This is a genomic window from Streptomyces sp. RK62 (assembly GCF_018070255.1).
GTDB classification, from domain to species: domain Bacteria; phylum Actinomycetota; class Actinomycetes; order Streptomycetales; family Streptomycetaceae; genus Streptomyces; species Streptomyces nigra.
This window is the reverse complement of sequence record NZ_JAGPYD010000001.1, coordinates 668,191-684,975: the sequence shown is the minus strand read 5'-3', so window position 1 is coordinate 684,975 and position 16,785 is coordinate 668,191. Positions and strand designations below refer to the sequence as shown.

15 protein-coding genes are annotated in these 16,785 nt (G+C 72.6%); 9 read left to right on the top strand and 6 right to left on the bottom strand.

Features of this window, described 5'->3' with window-relative positions:
- Positions 1–14: 14 nt before the first annotated feature.
- The 3 genes from KBY32_RS03010 to KBY32_RS03000 are packed head-to-tail and all read right to left on the bottom strand — an operon-like array spanning position 15 to position 3,554.
- A complete protein-coding gene (locus KBY32_RS03010; protein ID WP_055618864.1) occupies positions 15–1,007 on the bottom strand; it encodes an ABC transporter permease in 993 nt (330 codons plus the stop codon).
- Entirely contained in the window at positions 1,000–2,040 is a 1,041-nt protein-coding gene (locus KBY32_RS03005) for an ABC transporter permease (RefSeq protein ID WP_210978743.1), read from the bottom strand. Before KBY32_RS03005 ends, KBY32_RS03010 begins: the two co-directional genes overlap by 8 nt.
- Positions 2,037–3,554, bottom strand: coding sequence for a sugar ABC transporter ATP-binding protein (locus KBY32_RS03000; protein ID WP_210978742.1), 1,518 nt, complete (start codon positions 3,552–3,554; stop codon positions 2,037–2,039). The genes KBY32_RS03005 and KBY32_RS03000 overlap by 4 nt, the downstream gene beginning before the upstream one ends.
- A 292-nt stretch (positions 3,555–3,846) precedes the next feature.
- Here KBY32_RS03000 and rhaI point away from each other — a divergent pair, with 292 nt between their 5' ends.
- The 6 genes from rhaI (at position 3,847) to KBY32_RS02970 (ending at position 11,495) form a co-directional block, all read left to right on the top strand.
- On the top strand, positions 3,847–5,007 hold the full coding sequence (gene rhaI, locus KBY32_RS02995) for an L-rhamnose isomerase (RefSeq protein WP_210978741.1): 1,161 nt from the start codon (positions 3,847–3,849) through the stop codon (positions 5,005–5,007).
- Positions 5,008–5,082: 75 nt separating this feature from the next.
- Entirely contained in the window at positions 5,083–7,119 is a 2,037-nt protein-coding gene (locus KBY32_RS02990; protein WP_210978740.1) for a bifunctional aldolase/short-chain dehydrogenase, read from the top strand.
- Positions 7,116–8,564 carry a rhamnulokinase family protein gene (locus KBY32_RS02985; protein ID WP_210978739.1) on the top strand — a complete coding sequence of 483 codons (1,449 nt, stop codon included), beginning with the start codon at positions 7,116–7,118 and terminating at the stop codon, positions 8,562–8,564. The genes KBY32_RS02990 and KBY32_RS02985 overlap by 4 nt, the downstream gene beginning before the upstream one ends.
- A gap of 71 nt (positions 8,565–8,635) precedes the next feature.
- The gene (locus tag KBY32_RS02980) at positions 8,636–9,391 is read left to right on the top strand and encodes a (Fe-S)-binding protein (protein ID WP_210978880.1); all 756 of its coding nucleotides are present in this window, start codon (positions 8,636–8,638) and stop codon (positions 9,389–9,391) included.
- The gene (locus tag KBY32_RS02975; RefSeq protein ID WP_210978738.1) at positions 9,388–10,866 is read left to right on the top strand and encodes a LutB/LldF family L-lactate oxidation iron-sulfur protein; all 1,479 of its coding nucleotides are present in this window, start codon (positions 9,388–9,390) and stop codon (positions 10,864–10,866) included. Before KBY32_RS02980 ends, KBY32_RS02975 begins: the two co-directional genes overlap by 4 nt.
- Positions 10,863–11,495 (top strand): lactate utilization protein C, encoded by a 633-nt coding sequence (locus KBY32_RS02970; protein ID WP_210978737.1) that lies wholly within the window; start codon positions 10,863–10,865, stop codon positions 11,493–11,495. The genes KBY32_RS02975 and KBY32_RS02970 overlap by 4 nt, the downstream gene beginning before the upstream one ends.
- A 15-nt stretch (positions 11,496–11,510) precedes the next feature.
- On the opposite strand, the gene KBY32_RS02965 is transcribed toward KBY32_RS02970, so the two are convergent.
- Complete coding sequence (locus tag KBY32_RS02965; RefSeq protein ID WP_210978736.1) at positions 11,511–12,080, bottom strand: TetR/AcrR family transcriptional regulator; 570 nt, start codon at positions 12,078–12,080, stop codon at positions 11,511–11,513.
- A 124-nt stretch (positions 12,081–12,204) separates the two neighbouring features.
- On the opposite strand from KBY32_RS02965, the gene KBY32_RS02960 reads away from it, so the two are divergent.
- The gene (locus tag KBY32_RS02960) at positions 12,205–13,062 is read left to right on the top strand and encodes a MoxR family ATPase (RefSeq protein ID WP_055618874.1); all 858 of its coding nucleotides are present in this window, start codon (positions 12,205–12,207) and stop codon (positions 13,060–13,062) included.
- Entirely contained in the window at positions 13,059–14,417 is a 1,359-nt protein-coding gene (locus KBY32_RS02955; protein ID WP_210978735.1) for a VWA domain-containing protein, read from the top strand. Before KBY32_RS02960 ends, KBY32_RS02955 begins: the two co-directional genes overlap by 4 nt.
- On the opposite strand, the gene KBY32_RS02950 is transcribed toward KBY32_RS02955, so the two are convergent.
- Positions 14,418–15,119 carry an SDR family oxidoreductase gene (locus tag KBY32_RS02950; protein WP_210978734.1) on the bottom strand — a complete coding sequence of 234 codons (702 nt, stop codon included), beginning with the start codon at positions 15,117–15,119 and terminating at the stop codon, positions 14,418–14,420. It abuts the gene before it with no gap.
- Positions 15,120–15,337: 218 nt separating this feature from the next.
- Between KBY32_RS02950 and KBY32_RS02945 the strand changes: the two genes are divergently transcribed.
- Positions 15,338–16,315 (top strand): NAD(P)-dependent alcohol dehydrogenase, encoded by a 978-nt coding sequence (locus KBY32_RS02945; RefSeq protein ID WP_210978733.1) that lies wholly within the window; start codon positions 15,338–15,340, stop codon positions 16,313–16,315.
- A gap of 24 nt (positions 16,316–16,339) precedes the next feature.
- Here the strand turns inward: KBY32_RS02945 and KBY32_RS02940 are convergent, their stop codons facing one another.
- Positions 16,340–16,696: a cupin domain-containing protein gene (locus tag KBY32_RS02940; RefSeq protein ID WP_210978732.1), complete on the bottom strand. Its 357-nt coding sequence runs from the start codon at positions 16,694–16,696 to the stop codon at positions 16,340–16,342.
- Positions 16,697–16,785: the final 89 nt, after the last annotated feature.

Sequence of the window (16,785 nt, the reverse complement as noted above, 5' to 3'; positions counted from 1 at the left end):
GAAGAGGCTGGACGTTACGAGGTCGGAGTCGAGGCGGCTCTACGGCCCGCCCTCGCCACGGAGATCTGGCGCGCGACCCGGGGGCCGAGCACGGACAGCACGAGCAGAACGCCGGTGACGACGATCTGCGACTGGGCGGAGACGTCCTTCAGGCTCATGACGTTCTGCAGCGCGCCGAGCAGGAACACCCCGGCGATCGCGCCGCCGAGCGTCCCCTTGCCGCCGTCGAAGTCGATCCCGCCGAGCAATACGGCGGCGACGACGGACAGTTCGAGCCCGGTCGCGTTGTCGTACCGGGCGGACGCGTAGTGCAGCGCCCAGAAGATCCCGGTGAGCGAGGCCATCAGGCCCGTCACCGTGAACAGGATCAGCTTGTGCCGCTTGACCCGGATACCGGCGAACCGCGCCGCCTCCTCGTTCGCGCCGATCGCGAACAGCGACCGTCCGAACGGCGTGGCGTGCAGCGCGACGACGGCGATCGCGAGCAGTACGAGGAAGGGCAGGAAGGCGTACGGGACGAACGTGTCGCCGATCCGGCCGGCCGCGAAGTCCAGGTACTGGGTGGGGAAGTCGGTCACCGCGTCCGAGCCGAGCACGATCTGCGCGATGCCCCGGTAGGCGGCGAGGGTGCCGATGGTGACGGCGAGGGAGGGCAGGCCCAGCCGGGTCACGAGCAGGCCGTTGACCAGGCCGCAGACCACCCCGAGCAGCAGACAGACAGGGATGATCGTCTCGATGGCCATGCCCTGGTTCCACAGGGCGCCCATGACGGCCCCGGACAGGCCGGCGGTCGAGGCGACCGAGAGGTCGATCTCCCCGGAGACGACCAGCAGGGTCATCGGCAGCGCGATGAGGGCGATGGGGAGCGTGTTGCCGATCAGGAACGACAGGTTGAGCGCGTTGCCGAAGCCGTCGACGGTGCCGAAGGACAGCAGGAGCACCACGACGAGGAGGGCTCCGACCACCGTGTCCCAGCGGACGGCGCGCGCGAGGGGGAAGTCAGCCATGGCGGGCGTTCCTCTTCTTCAGGGCGGTGGCCACCCGCAGCGCGACGATCCGGTCGACCGCGATGGCGAGGATGAGCAGGATGCCGTTGATGGCGAGCACCCAGACGGAGCTGACGCCGAGGGCGGGCAGCACGCTGTTGATCGAGGTGAGCAGCAGCGCCCCGAGTGCGGCGCCGTACACACTGCCGGAGCCGCCGGTGAAGACGACGCCGCCGACCACGACCGCGCTGACGACGGTGAGTTCGTAGCCGCTTCCGGTGCCGGAGTCGACGTTGCCGAACCGGGCCAGGTAGAGGGCGCCGGCGAGTCCGGCGAGCGCGCCGCAGACGGTGTAGGCGGCGAGGATCCGGCGGCGCACCGGGATGCCGGCGAGGCGGGCGGCCTCCGGGTTGGAGCCGAGGGCGTACAGCTCGCGCCCGCCGCGGAAGTGCTTGAGGTAGTACGCGGTGGCGACGAGGACGGCGAGGGCGATCAGGGCCAGCCAGGGCACGGCCGACACCCCGCCGGAACCGAAGTCGACGAAGCCGTCGGGGAGGGCGGAGGCGACGATCTGGCGGGAGCCGACCCAGATGGAGTCGACGCCGCGGATGATGTAGAGGGTGCCGAGCGTGACGACGAGGGCGGGGACCTGGCCGAGGCTGACGAGCAGGCCGTTCAGCAGGCCCAGGCCGACGCCCATGAGGACCGCGAGCAGCACGGCGACGACCGCATTCCCGCCGTCCTGGAGGTAGAGGCCGGCGGCGAAGGCGCTGATGCCGAGGGTGGAGCCGACGGACAGGTCGACGTTGCGGGTGATCACCACCAGGGACTGGCCGGTGGCGACCAGGACGAGGATGGTGGCGTTCAGCAGCAGGTCCTTGATGCCCTGCTCGGTGAGGAACTCGCTGTTGCCGAGCTGGGTGACGGCGATCATCACCAGGAAGACGGCCAGGATGGCGAACTCGCGCATCTTGAACACGCGGTCGACCAGGCGGGTGCCGCTGGAGGTGGGGACGTCGGTCACGGGGGCCTTGTCGGGGGTGGTCACCGTCATGCGGCGGCCCTCCCGGTGGCTGCGGCCATCACGGTCTCCTCGGTGGCTTCGGAGCGCGGGAGTTCGGCGGTGAGGCGTCCCTCGTGCATCACGAGCACGCGGTCGGCCATGCCGAGGATCTCCGGCAGGTCGGAGGAGATCATCAGGACGGCGACGCCGTCGGCGGCGAGTTCGCCGAGCAGCCGGTGCACCTCGGCCTTGGTGCCGACGTCGATGCCCCGGGTGGGTTCGTCGACGATCAGCACCTTGGGGCCGGTGGCGAGCCACTTGGCGAGGACGACCTTCTGCTGGTTGCCGCCGGACAGGGTGGCGACGCTGTCGGCGATCCGGGCGTACTTGACCTGGAGCTTGACGGCCCAGTCGAGGGAGCGGCTGCGTTCGGCGCCGCGGTCCATCAGACCGGCCCGGACGGTCGAACGAAGGCCCGTGAGGCCGATGTTGCGCTCGATGGACAGGTCCATCACCAGGCCCTGGGCGCGCCGGTCCTCGGGGACGAGGGCGAGCCCGTTGGCCATGGCGGTGGAGGGGGCGCCGCTGGTCAGGGGCCTGCCGCCGACGTGGACCTCGCCGGCGTCCCAGCGGTCGACGCCGAAGACGGCCCGGGCGACCTCGGTGCGTCCGGCGCCGACGAGCCCGGCGAGGCCGACGATCTCGCCGCGCCGTACGTCGAAGGAGACGTCGGTGAAGACGCCCTCGCGGGTCAGCCTGCGCACGCTGAGGGCGACTTCGCCCGGGGTGACGTCCTGCTTGGGGTAGAGCTCGTCGAGGTCGCGGCCGACCATCCGGCGTACCAGGTCGTCCTCGGTCATGCCGTCGACGGGCTCGCTGGCGACGAAGGCTCCGTCGCGCAGGGTCGTGACCCGCCGGCAGATCTCGAAGATCTCCTCCAGCCGGTGGGAGATGAACAGGACGGCGGCGCCCTGGTCGCGCAGGGCGCGGACCACACCGAAGAGCCGGGCGACCTCGCTGCCGGTGAGGGCGGCGGTCGGCTCGTCCATGATCAGCACACGGGCGTCGAAGGAGAGGGCCTTGGCGATCTCGACGATCTGCTGGTCGGCGATGGACAGGCCGCGCGCGGGCCGGTCGGGGTCGAGCGCGACGCCGAGCCGGGCCATCAGGGCCGCCGTCGCCTCGCGGGTGGCCCGGTGGTCGATGCGGCCGAGGGTGCGCCGCGGCTGGCGGCCCATGAAGATGTTCTCGGCGATCGACAGGTCCGGGAAGAGGGTCGGCTCCTGGTAGATCACGGCGATGCCGGCGTCGCGGGCGTCGCCGGGTCCGTGGAAGACGACGGGCGTGCCGTCGAGCAGCACCTGGCCGCTGTCGGGCCGGTGCACCCCGGCGAGCGTCTTGATCAGGGTGGACTTGCCGGCGCCGTTCTCGCCTGCGAGGGCGTGCACCTCCCCGGGGAACAGCTCCAGGGAGACGTCCCGCAGGGCGCGGACCGCGCCGAAGGACTTGGAGACGTCCCTGAGCGCCAGAACCGGGGCCGGACCCGTGGTGGACGGGTGGGTCATTGGGGGCTCCTCGACGACACCGGCGGAACGGGCCGCCCGGGTCGTGAAAGGTTTCAACTCGGTTGCCGGGACGTTAGGCACGGACCCCATGTCACGTCAATGGGTGCGGGGCGAAATATTGCGGGGCGGGTTGATCGCGACCACGTCGCAGGGAAGCCGCGGCGGCCGGGGGGTTGACACCCCTGCGGCAGGCTCATACGTTCCCGTTCTGAATCGTTTCACAGCGCAGCCACGGTGAAACGGTCCGCCGCTCCCCCCATCGATCCAGGTCCCGACGTCACAGGAGCCCTCAGTGACCGAGCTCGCCGCGGTGAAGGCCGCACTCAAGTCCCAGGCCGTCGAGACGCCGTCGTGGGCGTACGGGAACTCGGGGACGCGCTTCAAGGTCTTCGCCCAGCAGGGCGTGCCGCGCTCGCCGTGGGAGAAGCTGGACGACGCCGCCCAGGTGCACGCGTTCACCGGGGTGGCGCCCACCGTCGCCCTGCACATCCCGTGGGACCGGGTCGACGACTACGCCGCGCTGGCCCGGCACGCCGAGGACCGCGGACTGCGGCTCGGCACGATCAACTCCAACACCTTCCAGGACGACGCCTACCGGCTGGGCAGCGTCTGCCACCCCGACGCGGCGGTGCGCCGCAAGGCCGTGGACCATCTGCTGGAGTGCGTCGACATCATGGACGCCACCGGGTCCCGGGATCTGAAGCTGTGGTTCGCCGACGGCACCAACTACCCCGGCCAGGACGACATCCGCGCCCGTCAGGACCGGCTGGCGGAGGCACTGGCAGAGGTGTACGGGCGGCTCGGCGAGGAGCAGCGGATGCTGCTGGAGTACAAGCTCTTCGAGCCCGCCTTCTACACGACCGACGTCCCGGACTGGGGGACGGCGTACGCGCACTGCCTGAAGCTCGGCCCGAAGGCCCAGGTCGTCGTGGACACCGGGCATCACGCCCCGGGCACCAACATCGAGTTCATCGTCGCGACACTGCTGCGCGAAGGCCGGCTCGGCGGGTTCGACTTCAACTCGCGGTTCTACGCCGACGACGACCTGATGGTGGGCGCCGCCGACCCCTTCCAGCTGTTCCGCATCCTGCACGAGGTGGTGCGCGGGGACGGGTTCGGCTCGGGCGTCGCCTTCATGCTCGACCAGTGCCACAACATCGAGGCCAAGATCCCGGCGATCATCCGGTCGGTGATGAACGTCCAGGAGGCCACCGCGAAGGCGCTGCTCGTGGACCGCGCCGCCCTGGCCGACGCACAGGCCGCCGGTGACGTCCTCGGGGCGAACGCCGTGCTGATGGACGCGTACAACACCGATGTACGGCCGCTGCTGCGCGAGGTGCGCGAGGAGATGGGGCTGGACCCCGATCCCCTCGCCGCGTACGCCCGTTCGGGGTGGGCCGAGAAGATCGTGGCCGAGCGGGTGGGGGGCGAGCAGGCCGGCTGGGGGGCGTAGGCGTCTGCCGGGTTTCTGTTCCCCGCGCCCCTGGAGGCGCGTTCCGCTCACCCTCTTCTTCAAGGACTGGTTGTCATGGTTCACCGTGAAGTCGCTGCTCTGCTCGCTCGGTCCCGTCGGCTGGGGGCCGATCCCCGGAACACCAACTACGCCGGGGGGAACGCCTCCGCCAAGGGGCGGGAGGTCGATCCCGTCACCGGCGGTGACGTGGAGCTGATGTGGGTCAAGGGGTCCGGGGGCGACCTCGGGACACTGACCGAGGACGGGCTCGCCGTGCTGCGCCTGGACCGGCTGCGGGCACTGAAGGACGTCTACCCCGGTGTGGAGCGCGAGGACGAGATGGTCGCCGCGTTCGACTACTGCCTGCACGGCAAGGGGGGCGCCGCGCCATCCATCGACACCGCCATGCACGGGCTGGTCGACGCCGCGCACGTGGACCATCTGCACCCGGACTCCGGGATCGCGCTGGCCTGCGCGGCCGACGGGGAGAAGCTGACCGCCGAGTGCTTCGGGGACACCGTGGTGTGGGTGCCGTGGCGGCGGCCCGGGTTCCAGCTCGGCCTGGACATCGCCGCCGTGAAGGAGGCCCACCCGCACGCGATCGGCTGTGTGCTCGGCGGGCACGGCATCACCGCGTGGGGCGACACCTCCGAGGAGTGCGAGCGCAACTCCCTGCACATCATCCGCACCGCTGAGGCCTTTCTCGCCGAGCGGGGCAGGGCCGAGCCCTTCGGGCCCGTCCTGGAGGGGTACGAGGCATTGCCGGAGGCCGAGCGGCGGGAGCGGGCGGCGGCGCTGGCGCCGTATGTGCGGGCCGTCGCCTCCCAGGACCGGCCGCAGGTCGGGCACTTCGACGACTCGCCGGCCGTGCTGGACTTCCTGGCCCGCGCCGAGCATCCGCGGCTCGCCGCGCTGGGCACCTCCTGCCCCGACCACTTCCTGCGCACCAAGGTGCGGCCGCTCGTCCTGGACCTGCCGCCCACCGCGCCGCTGGAAGAGGCCCTGGCCCGCCTGTCGGAGCTGCACGGCGCGTACCGCGAGGAGTACGCCGCCTACTACCGGCGGCACGCCCGGCCGGACTCCCCCGCGATGCGCGGGGCGGACCCGGCGATCGTGCTGGTCCCCGGGGTCGGCATGTTCAGCTTCGGCAAGGACAAGCAGACCGCACGGGTGGCGGGCGAGTTCTACCTGAACGCCATCGACGTGATGCGCGGCGCGGAGGCCGTCTCCCGGTACGCGCCGATCGAGGAGGCGGAGAAGTTCCGTATCGAGTACTGGGCGCTGGAGGAGGCCAAGCTCCGGCGGATGCCGCCGCCCAAGGCGCTGGCGACCCGGATCGCGCTGGTGACCGGCGCCGGCAGCGGCATCGGGAAGGCCATCGCGCACCGGCTGGCCGCCGAGGGCGCGTGTGTGGTCGTCGCGGACCTGGACGGCGAGAATGCCGCCGCCGTCGCCGAGGAGCTGGGCGGCCCCGACCGGGCCGTCGCCGTGACGGTGGACGTCACCGAGGAGGAGCAGATCGCCGCCGCTTTCCGGGCTGCCGTCCTCGCGTTCGGCGGGGTCGACCTGGTCGTCAACAACGCGGGCATCTCCATCTCCAAGCCGCTGCTCGAGACCTCGGCGCGGGACTGGGACCTGCAGCACGCCATCATGGCGCGCGGCTCCTTCCTCGTGTCCCGGGAGGCGGCCCGGGTGATGACCGCGCAGGGACTCGGCGGTGACGTCGTCTACATCGCCTCCAAGAACGGCGTGTTCGCCGGCCCGAACAACATCGCGTACGGCGCCACCAAGGCCGACCAGGCCCATCAGGTGCGGCTGCTGGCCGCCGAGCTCGGTGAGCACGGCATCCGCGTCAACGGCGTCAACCCGGACGGCGTGGTGCGCGGTTCGGGCATCTTCGCGGGCGGCTGGGGCGCCCAGCGGGCCGCGGTGTACGGCGTGGAGGAGGCGAAGCTCGGCGAGTTCTACGCGCAGCGGACCCTGCTCAAGCGGGAGGTGCTGCCCGAGCACGTCGCCAACGCCGTCTTCGCGCTCACCGGCGGCGAGCTGACCCACACCACCGGCCTGCATATCCCGGTCGACGCCGGTGTCGCGGCCGCCTTCCTGCGATGAGCGCGGACGTGCGGGCGTACGCGGCGGTCGACCTCGGCGCCTCCAGCGGGCGGATCATGGTCGGCCGTGTCGGCCCCGGGAGCCTGGAGCTGACGGAGGCGCACCGCTTCCCGAACCGGCCGGTGCGGGTGCCCGAGGGCCTGCGCTGGGACGTCCTGGGCCTGTACGCGGGGGTGCTGGACGGGCTGCGGGCGGCAGGGCCGGTCGACTCCGTCGGCATCGACAGCTGGGCCGTGGACTACGGGCTGCTGGACGCGGACGGGGCGCTGCTGGGCAACCCCGTGCACTACCGGGACGCCCGGACGGACGGGGTCGCCCGGACGGTGTGGAAGACCGTGCCGACGGACGAGCTGTACGCGGCCACAGGGCTGCAGTACGCGCCGTTCAACACGCTGTACCAGCTGGCGGCCGCCCGGAACTCCGCCCAACTGGCGCAGGCGGAACGGCTGTTGCTCATCCCCGACCTGATGTCCTACTGGCTGACCGGCGAGCAGGGCACCGAGCTGACCAACGCCTCCACCACCCAGCTGATCGACCCGCGCACCCGGGACTGGGCGTACGGCGTCGCCGACCGGCTGGGCGTGGACCTGAGCCTGTTCGCGCCGCTGCGGAGTCCCGGCGACCCGGCGGGGCTGCTGCGCGCCGAGGTGCTGGAGGAGACCGGGCTGACCGGGCCGGTGCCGGTGACCGCGGTCGGCTCGCACGACACCGCCTCCGCGGTGGCCGCCGTACCGGCCGAGGGCGAGCGGTTCGCCTACATCTGCACGGGCACCTGGTCGCTGGCCGGGCTGGAACTGCGGGCGCCGGTCCTGACGGAGGAGAGCCGGGCCGCCAACTTCACCAACGAGCTGGGCCTGGACGGCACGGTCCGCTATCTGCGGAACATCATGGGGCTCTGGCTGCTCCAGGAGTGCCTGCGGGCGTGGGGCGACCCCGAGTTGGACGAGCTGCTGCGGGAGGCGGCCCGGGTGCCCGCGCTGCGGTCGGTCGTGGACGCGGGCGACGCCGCGTTCCTGGCGCCGGGCCGGATGCCGGAGCGGATCGCCGGGGCATGCCGGACGTCGGGGCAGCCGGTGCCCGAGACGCCCGCCGAGATCACCCGCTGCATCCTCGACTCGCTCGCGCTGGCGCACCGGCGGGCCGTCCTGGACGCGCAGCGCCTCGCCGGCCACCCGGTCGACGTCGTGCACGTGGTCGGGGGCGGGGCGCGCAACGCCCTGCTGTGCCGGCTGACGGCCGACGCGTGCGGACTCCCGGTGGTCGCCGGCCCGGCCGAGGCCGCCGCCCTGGGCAACGTCCTCGTCCAGGCGCGGGCCCACGGGCTCGCCGGTGATCTGGACGGCGGGCGGCGGCTGTTGCGCCGTACGCAGCCGCTCGCCCGGTACGAGCCGGGCGGGGACCCGGCGCGCTGGGCGGCGGCGGAGGCCCGGCTCGCCCGGTCGTGAGCGGGTCTCCCCGTGAGCGGTCCGCCGCACTACCCTGCACTCGTCCGATGACCGACCCCGAAGGAGCCGCGATGCGTGTCGCCCTGTTCCTGACCTGTGTCAACGACACGCTCTATCCGGACACCGGCCGTGCCCTGGTGAAACTGCTGACCAGACTGGGCGTCGACGTGGACTTCCCGATGGCGCAGACCTGTTGCGGACAGGCCCACTACAACACCGGCTACCGGCATGAGGCCGAGCCGTTGGCACGGCATTTCTCCGATGTCTTCGGGGAGTACGACGCGATCGTCACCCCGTCGGGCTCGTGCGGGGCGATGGTGCGGGAGCTGTATCCGCGGATGGGCGAGCGGGCCCGGGCCGAGGGGCGCGGCGACTCGCTCGCGGCCACGCTGGCCCCGGTGGTGCCCCGGACGTACGAGCTGACGGAGTTCCTGGTCGACGTGCTGGAGGTGACGGACGTCGGGGCCTACTACCCGCACCGGGTGACGTACCACCCGACCTGTCACGGGCTGCGGTCGCTGGGGCTCGGCGAGCGGCCGCTGCGGCTGCTGCGGGCCGTCGAGGGGCTGGAGCTGGCCGAGCTGCCGGGCGCGGAGGAGTGCTGCGGCTTCGGCGGCACGTTCGCGCTGAAGAACCCGGACGTCTCGGCGGCGATGGGCGCGGACAAGGTGCGCAACGCCGCGTCGACGGGCGCCGAGGTGCTGTGCGCGGCCGACAACTCCTGTCTGATGCACATCGGCGGCACCATGGCCCGGCTGCGGACGGGGATGCGGCCGGTGCACATCGCGGAGATCCTGGCGAGCACGAAGGAGGACCCGGCCGTATGAGTGGCACGTTCGTCGGGATGCCGGCGTTCCCCGAGGCCGCCCGGGAGGCGGTGCACGACACGACGCTGCGGGGCAATCTGCGGCACGCCACGCACACCATCCGCGCCAAGCGCGCCAAGGCGGTCGCCGAGGTGTCGGACTGGGCGGCGCTGCGGGAGGCGGGCAAGCGGATCAAGGACCGTACGCTGCGCCATCTCGACCGGTATCTGGAGCAGTTGGAGGCGTCGGTCACGGCGGCCGGCGGCACCGTGCACTGGGCCGCCGACGCCGACGAGGCCAACCGGATCGTGGCCGATCTGGTGAAGGCGACCGGCGAGTCGGAGGTCGTCAAGGTCAAGTCGATGGCCACCCAGGAGATCGGGCTGAACGAGGCGCTGGAGGCGGAGGGCATCCGCGCCTACGAGACCGACCTCGCCGAGCTGATCGTGCAGTTGGGCAGGGACCGGCCCTCGCACATCCTGGTCCCGGCCATCCATCGCAACCGCGGGGAGATCCGGGACATCTTCCGCCGCGAGATGGGCGCGTGGGGCCGGCCCGCCCCGGACGGGCTGACGGACACGCCCGCCGAGCTGGCCGAGGCCGCCCGGCTGCATCTGCGGGAGAAGTTCCTGCGCGCGAAGGTGGGGATCTCCGGCGCCAACTTCATGGTGGCCGAGACCGGCACCCTGGTCGTCGTGGAGTCCGAGGGCAACGGGCGGATGTGCCTGACGCTGCCCGAGACGCTGATCTCGGTGGTCGGCATCGAGAAGATCGTGCCCACCTGGCGGGACCTGGAGGTGTTCCTGCAGACGCTCCCCCGCTCCTCCACCGCCGAGCGGATGAACCCGTACACGTCGATGTGGACCGGCACCACCGACGGGGACGGGCCGCGCGCCTTCCATCTGGTGCTGCTCGACAACGGGCGGACCGACACCCTCGCCGACGAGGTGGGCCGGCAGGCGCTGCGCTGCATCCGCTGCTCGGCCTGCCTCAATGTGTGCCCGGTGTACGAGCGGGCCGGCGGGCACGCCTACGGCTCGGTCTACCCGGGCCCGATCGGCGCCATCCTCAGCCCCCAACTGCGGGGCACGGGGAGCGAGATCGACGCGTCGCTGCCGTACGCCTCGTCGCTGTGCGGTGCCTGCTACGAGGTGTGCCCGGTCGCCATCGACATCCCCGAGGTGCTGGTGCATCTGCGGGAGCGGGTCGTCGAGGGCGGCCAGGTGACCTCGCGGGGCGACAAGGTGGTCCTCAAGCCGGCGAAGGGGCATGCGGCCGAGCGCGCGGCGATGCGGGCGGCGCGCTGGGCGTTCAGCCGTCCGGCGGCTCTGCGCGCCGGCCAGCGGCTCGCCTCGCGCACCCGGCGGCTGCATCCGCGGACGCTGCCGGGACCCGGCCGGGCGTGGAGCGGGACGCGTGATCTGCCGCAGGTGCCGGCGGAGCCGTTCCGGGACTGGTGGCGGCGGACGAACGGCGGAAAGGACGGGGCGAAGTGAGCGCGAGGGAGCGGATTCTGGGCCGGGTGCGGCGGGCGCTGGCGGATGTGCCGCCGGGTGAGGACGCGCCGGTCGAGCGGGACTATCTGCGCGAGCACGGGAAGCGGACCGTCGAGGAGACGGTGGATCTGCTGGCGGAGAACCTGGCGGACTACCGGGCGATCGTGCACCGGACGGACTCGGAAGAACTTCCGTACCTGATCATGCGGTTGCTGGCCCAGCGCGGATCACAGTACGTGCTCGTGCCGCCGGGGCTGCCACCGGAGTGGATGTCGGCAGCTGATCCCACGCGCGTGCACGACCGCGAGGTCAGCACCGCGCGAGAGCTGGACCAGGTGGAGAGCGTGGTGACGGGGTGCGCCGTGGCGATCGCCGAGACCGGCACGATCGTGCTGGACGGCTCCCCCGACCAGGGCCGGCGCCGGATCACGCTCGTCCCCGACCACCACATCTGTGTCGTCCGGGTCCCGGAGCAGGTCGTGGGGTCCGTCCCCCAGGCGCTCGAACGCCTGGACCCGGCCCGCCCGCTCACCTGGATCTCCGGGCCCTCGGCGACGAGCGACATCGAGCTCGACCGGGTGGAGGGGGTGCACGGTCCGCGCACCCTGGAGGTGGTGCTGCTGGGCTGACGGAACCGCCGTCCGTCAGTTCACTCCGTGGGTGTCCAGGAGCAGGGTCACCGTCTCCCTGGCCAGCCCGTCCAGCGTCTCGACGCCCGCTCCGACCCGGGCGTTGGCACCGTCGAAGACCAGCATGAGCTGCCGGGACAGCAGGTCCGGGTCGCGGGCGCCGCCCTGTTCGGCCACCGTGCGGAGGTAGGCCTTCATCCGGTCCTTGGCGCCCCGGGCGACCACACTCGCCGGATGGTCGGGGTCCTTCAGCTCGACCAGCGCGGCGAGGTAGGGGCAGCCCAGATAGGCGGGCTCGGCCGCGCTCTTCTCCAGCTGCTCGAACACGTGCAGGATCCGCTCGCGCGGAGTCCCGGACTCGTGCTCGGAAAGGATCAGGTCGGCCTCGTACGCGGGGAGCCGGCGCTCCAGACTGGCCGCCAGCACCTCGTCCTTGGAGGCGAACAGCTGGTACATGGACCGCTTCGAGACCCCGGCGGTGCGGCACAGCGCCTCGACGCCGATGGAGACGCCGTCGCGGTAGAAGAGCTCGCCCGCCGCGTCGAGGAGCCGGTCCCGCGTGGACGCCTTGTCTGATGTGGCCATACCCGCGAGGGTACCGCGCGGACGACCGCGAGGAAACCGATCGGTATACCATCTTCCGGCGCCGGGAACGGTCGTGGCATCATCCACTGAACAAGCGCTTGGACAGCTCCCCTCGGAGGCCCCGTTGTTCACTTCCGTCGACGACGTCTCCGCGCGTCTGGCCGGGACCGGCTACCTCGCCTCGCCCGCCGTCGCCACGACCGTCTTCCTCGCCGACCGGCTCGGCAAGCCGCTGCTGGTGGAGGGCCCGGCGGGGGTGGGCAAGACCGAACTCGCCAAGGCCGTCGCCGAGGTGGCGGGCGCCCGGCTGGTACGGCTCCAGTGCTACGAGGGGGTCGACGAGTCCCGGGCGCTGTACGAGTGGAACCACGCCAAGCAGCTGCTGCGCATCAGCGCGGGACGCGACGAGACGTGGGACGAGACCCGCACGGACATCTTCAGCGAGGAGTTCCTGCTCACCCGGCCGCTGCTGACGGCCATCCGGGGCGACGACCCGAAGGTGCTGCTGATCGACGAGACCGACAAGGCCGACGTCGAGGTGGAGGGCCTGCTCCTGGAGGTGCTCAGCGACTTCCAGGTGACGGTCCCGGAGCTCGGCACGATCGCCGCGACCCGCCGGCCCTTCGTGGTCCTCACGTCCAACGCCAGCCGGGAGCTGTCCGAGGCGCTGCGCCGCCGCTGTCTGTTCCTGCACATCGGCTTCCCGGACGAGGAGCTGGAGCGCAGGATCGTCCGGCTGAAGGTGCCCGGTCTCGACGAGGCGCTGGCCCGCTCGGTGGTCCGGGTGGTGGGCGCGCTGCGGGCCATGGACCTGCGCAAGGTGCCGTCGGTCGCCGAGACCATCGACTGGGCGCGCACCCTGCTGGCCCTCGGCGCGGGCACGCTGGACGAGACGGTCGTCCAGGCCACCCTCGGGGTGCTGCTCAAGCACCAGGACGACGTGCTCAAGGCGACCGCCAAGCTCGACCTGGACGCCCTGTGACCACGCCCGCGGGGGTGGCCGAGCGGCTGACGTCCCTCGTGGGCGCGCTGCGGGCGCACGGTGTGCGGATCGGCACCGGCGAGAGCGTGGACGCGGCCCGGGCCGTGGAGGCGCTCGGCCTCGCGGACCGGGAGCTGCTGCGCGAAGGTCTGGCCGCCACGCTGCTGCACGGCACCGGGCAGCGGCAGGTGTTCGACCCGGTCTTCGACCTGTACTTCCCGCGCGGCGTCGGGGGTCCGGAGCAGCCGGCGGCAGGGCGCGAGGACCTGCGGGAGCGGCTGGCGGAGGCGCTCGCCGCCGACGACCGGGCACTGATGCTGCGGCTCGCCGCCGAGGCGGTCGACGGCTTCGGCGGCTACGGCTCGGCACCGGAGTCGGACGGCTGGTCGTCGTACCAGACGCTGGAGCGGCTGCGGCCGCAGACGCTGATGGCGCGGGTCCGCGACGACGTACGGGCGCGGGGCGGCACGTCCGGGTTCACCGACCGGCTGCTGGAGGACGAGATCCGGCGCCGGATCGACGCCTTCCGGGCGATGGTGGCCGCCGAGGCGCGGCGCCGGGTGGCCGAGCGGCGCGGCCGGGACGAGATCGCCCGCCGGGCGGTACGGCCGACCGCCGACCGGGTCGACTTCCTCTTCGCCGGCCGGGATCAGCTGGCGGAGCTGCGGCGGACGGTGCAGCCGCTCGCCCGCAAGCTCGCGACCCGGCTGGCCGCCCGGCGCCGGCGGGCCTCCCGGGGCAGCATCGATCTGCGCCGGACCCTGCGCGGTTCGCTGTCGACGGGCGGGGTGCCGATGCGGCCGGTGCTGCGCCGGCGCCGGCCCGCCCGGCCCGAACTGGTGCTGCTGTGCGATGTGTCGGGCTCGGTGTCGGGCTTCTCCGACTTCACGATGCTGCTCGTGCAGGCGCTGCACGACCAGTTCTCCAAGGTGCGGGTGTTCGCCTTCGTCAACCGGGTCGACGAGGTGACCGGGCTTCTGGAGCGCGGGGCGGCCGACCCGGAGGGGCTGGCCGCGCGCATCCAGAGCGACGCCGGCGTCACCGGCTACCACGGCAGCAGCGACTACGGCATGGCGCTGGGCGAGTTCGCCGAGCGGTACGAGGCCGCGGTCGGACCGCGGACCACGGTGTTCGTCCTCGGTGACGCCCGCACCAACATGAGCGACCCGAATCTGCCGGCCCTGCGCGGGATCGCCCGCCGGGCGCGCCGGGTGTACTGGCTGAACCCCGAGCAGCGGTCCCGCTGGGGCACCGGCGACTCCGCCGCCCCCTCCTACGCCGAACTGGTGGAGATGCACGAGTGCCGCACCGCCCGGCAGCTCAGCGCCCTGGTGGGGCGCCTGCTGCCGGTGTGATCAGGCGGCGAGCTGCCCGTAGAGGACGGCCGGGTCGGCGGCCAGCCCGGCCTTGACCTGCCGGGAGATGTCGTCGGCGAGCACCTCGTAGGCGTCGGCCTCGATGCCGTCGAGCGCCTGTGCGGCGACGCTGTCGGCGGTGACCTTGGGCGCGTCGATGTGGGCGGTCAGATCGGTGTCGACGTAGCCGACGTGCAGACCGGTGACCTCGATGCCGCGCTCGCGCACGTCGAGCCGGAGCGAGTTGGTCATCGACCACAGGGCGGCCTTGGAGGCGCTGTAGGAGCCGGCGATGCCGAGCCACGACAGCACGGAGTGCACGTTGAGGATGTGGCCGCCGCCGTTGCGCTCGATGACGGGGACGAAGGCGCGGGTCACCAGGAGCGGCCCGTAGAAGTTGGTCTCGAACTCGCGCCGGACGTCGTCGACGGGCGTGTCCAGGAAGTTCGCGTTGACCGAGGCGCCCGCGTTGTTGATGAGCAGGGTGACGTCCTGCGCCTGCTCGGCCGCGGCGGCGACGGACGCGGGGTCGGTCACCTCCAGGGCCAGCGGCACGGCGTCCGGGTGCGTGACGGTGCGCGGATCGCGGGCGGTGGCGTACACCTTCTTGGCGCCGCGCTCGTACAGGGCGGCGACCACGGCGCGGCCGATGCCGCGGCTGCCTCCGGTGACCAGGGCGACGGATCCTTCGATGGCGGTCATGGGTCTCTCCTCGGAAAGGGGTGCGCGTCGGGGCGACCCGCACGGAAACCGATCGGTTTCACCTGCCTCACAGTAAACCGATCGGTTTCCGGTGGCAAGCGGTGTGGTCGATGTCCCTGCCACCGGTCGTCGCCGGCCCCGGGGAGAAATCAGGGTGCGCCCCGGATGGCCGGGCCCCGCGCGCTTTCCTACGCTCGGCGTGAGTGGAGGGGGATCCCATGAAGGCAGTGGTCCAGGACCGGTACGGCTCGGCGGACACCCTGGAGTTCACGGACGTCGACCGGCCGGTGCCGGGCGCCGGCGAGGTCCTGGTGCGGGTGCGGGCCGCGTCCGTCAACGCCCTCGACTGGCACTTCATGCGCGGCGACCCGCTGATCGGGCGCGGCATGATGGGCTGGCGCCGGCCACGCACCCGCATCCGGGGCCGGGACCTCGCGGGCGTGGTGGAGACGGTCGGCACCGGCGTCACGGGGCTCCAGCCCGGCGACGAGGTGTACGGCGAGGCCGACGGCACCTTCGCCGAGTTCGTGTGCGCCCGCGCCGACGAGATCGGCCCCAAACCGGCCGGCCTCACCTTCGAGCAGGCCGCGGCCGTACCGCTGGCGGGGAACACCGCGCTGATGGCGCTGCGGGACGTCGCCCGCGTCCAGGAGGGCCAGAGCGTGCTGGTCAACGGCGCCTCGGGCGGCGTCGGCACCTTCGCCGTCCAGCTCACCAAGGCGTACGGCGCCGAGGTCACCGGGGTGTGCAGCGCGCGCAACGCCGACCTGGTCCGCTCACTGGGGGCCGACGACGTCGTCGACCGCGCCCAGGAGGACTTCACCCGCCGCTCCCGGCGCTGGGACGTGGTCCTGGACCTGGTGGGCAACCGCTCGCTCGGCGATCTGCGGCGCGCCCTCGCACCCACCGGGACCCTCGTGCTGTCCGGCGGCGGGATCTACGAGGGCGGCAGTGTCGTCGGGCCGATGGCGCTGTTCCTGAAGCGGCGGGTGGTGGCGCCCTTCGCGGGCGGGCACCGGCTGCGGGAGGTGTCGGCCCGGCAGAGCCGTGCGAACCTGGCGGCCCTGCGGGAGCTGGCCGAGTCGGGAAGGATCGCCCCGGTCGTCGAGCGGACCTACGAACTGGGCGAAGCGGCCGAGGCGATCCGGTATGTGGAGGTCGAGCACGCGCGCGCCAAGGTCGTCATCACCGTCTGACGCACCGGCACACGCCGTCGCCCCCTACTTCTTGGCGAACTCCCGGGCCGTCTGGCCCTGGAAGTCGAAGACGACGACCTGCTCGTCGCCCACGACCCAGGCGTCGTGCCCGGGCGTGCACACATAGACCTCGCCGGGGCCCACCTCGGTCTCGGCGCCCTCGTCCATGTGGATGTGCAGCCTGCCCTGGAGGACATAGCCGTTGTGGTGCATCTGGCAGGTGTCGGTGCCCGCGATGGGCCCGACCGACTCGCTCCAGCGCCAGCCCGGGTCCAGGGTGGCCGCGGCGAAGTCCAGGTCGCTCAGGTGCACGGCCTCGATGTGGCCGCGGGGGAAATCACGCCGCTCATCGGGCTTCTCGAGCGTCTTCACTTCCAGCATGGCGCGCTCCCTTCGGGCCGCGTCCCGCGCACGCGGCCGGTCCGGTCGCCCCGTCGGCCCTGGGCGCCGCCGTCGGCGGCCGGCCCTCT

What these genes read in the sequence shown, in the direction of transcription:
- KBY32_RS02985 (WP_210978739.1), top strand. Translation starts at nt 7,116, where the DNA reads ATGAGCGCGGACGTGCGGGCGTACGCGGCGGTCGACCTCGGCGCCTCC.
- KBY32_RS03010 (WP_055618864.1), bottom strand. Translation starts at nt 1,007, where the DNA reads ATGGCTGACTTCCCCCTCGCGCGCGCCGTCCGCTGGGACACGGTGGTC.
- KBY32_RS02990 (WP_210978740.1), top strand. Translation starts at nt 5,083, where the DNA reads ATGGTTCACCGTGAAGTCGCTGCTCTGCTCGCTCGGTCCCGTCGGCTG.
- KBY32_RS02980 (WP_210978880.1), top strand. Translation starts at nt 8,636, where the DNA reads ATGCGTGTCGCCCTGTTCCTGACCTGTGTCAACGACACGCTCTATCCG.
- KBY32_RS03005 (WP_210978743.1), bottom strand. Translation starts at nt 2,040, where the DNA reads ATGACGGTGACCACCCCCGACAAGGCCCCCGTGACCGACGTCCCCACC.
- KBY32_RS02945 (WP_210978733.1), top strand. Translation starts at nt 15,338, where the DNA reads ATGAAGGCAGTGGTCCAGGACCGGTACGGCTCGGCGGACACCCTGGAG.
- KBY32_RS02940 (WP_210978732.1), bottom strand. Translation starts at nt 16,696, where the DNA reads ATGCTGGAAGTGAAGACGCTCGAGAAGCCCGATGAGCGGCGTGATTTC.
- KBY32_RS02950 (WP_210978734.1), bottom strand. Translation starts at nt 15,119, where the DNA reads ATGACCGCCATCGAAGGATCCGTCGCCCTGGTCACCGGAGGCAGCCGC.
- KBY32_RS02965 (WP_210978736.1), bottom strand. Translation starts at nt 12,080, where the DNA reads ATGGCCACATCAGACAAGGCGTCCACGCGGGACCGGCTCCTCGACGCG.
- KBY32_RS03000 (WP_210978742.1), bottom strand. Translation starts at nt 3,554, where the DNA reads ATGACCCACCCGTCCACCACGGGTCCGGCCCCGGTTCTGGCGCTCAGG.
- KBY32_RS02975 (WP_210978738.1), top strand. Translation starts at nt 9,388, where the DNA reads ATGAGTGGCACGTTCGTCGGGATGCCGGCGTTCCCCGAGGCCGCCCGG.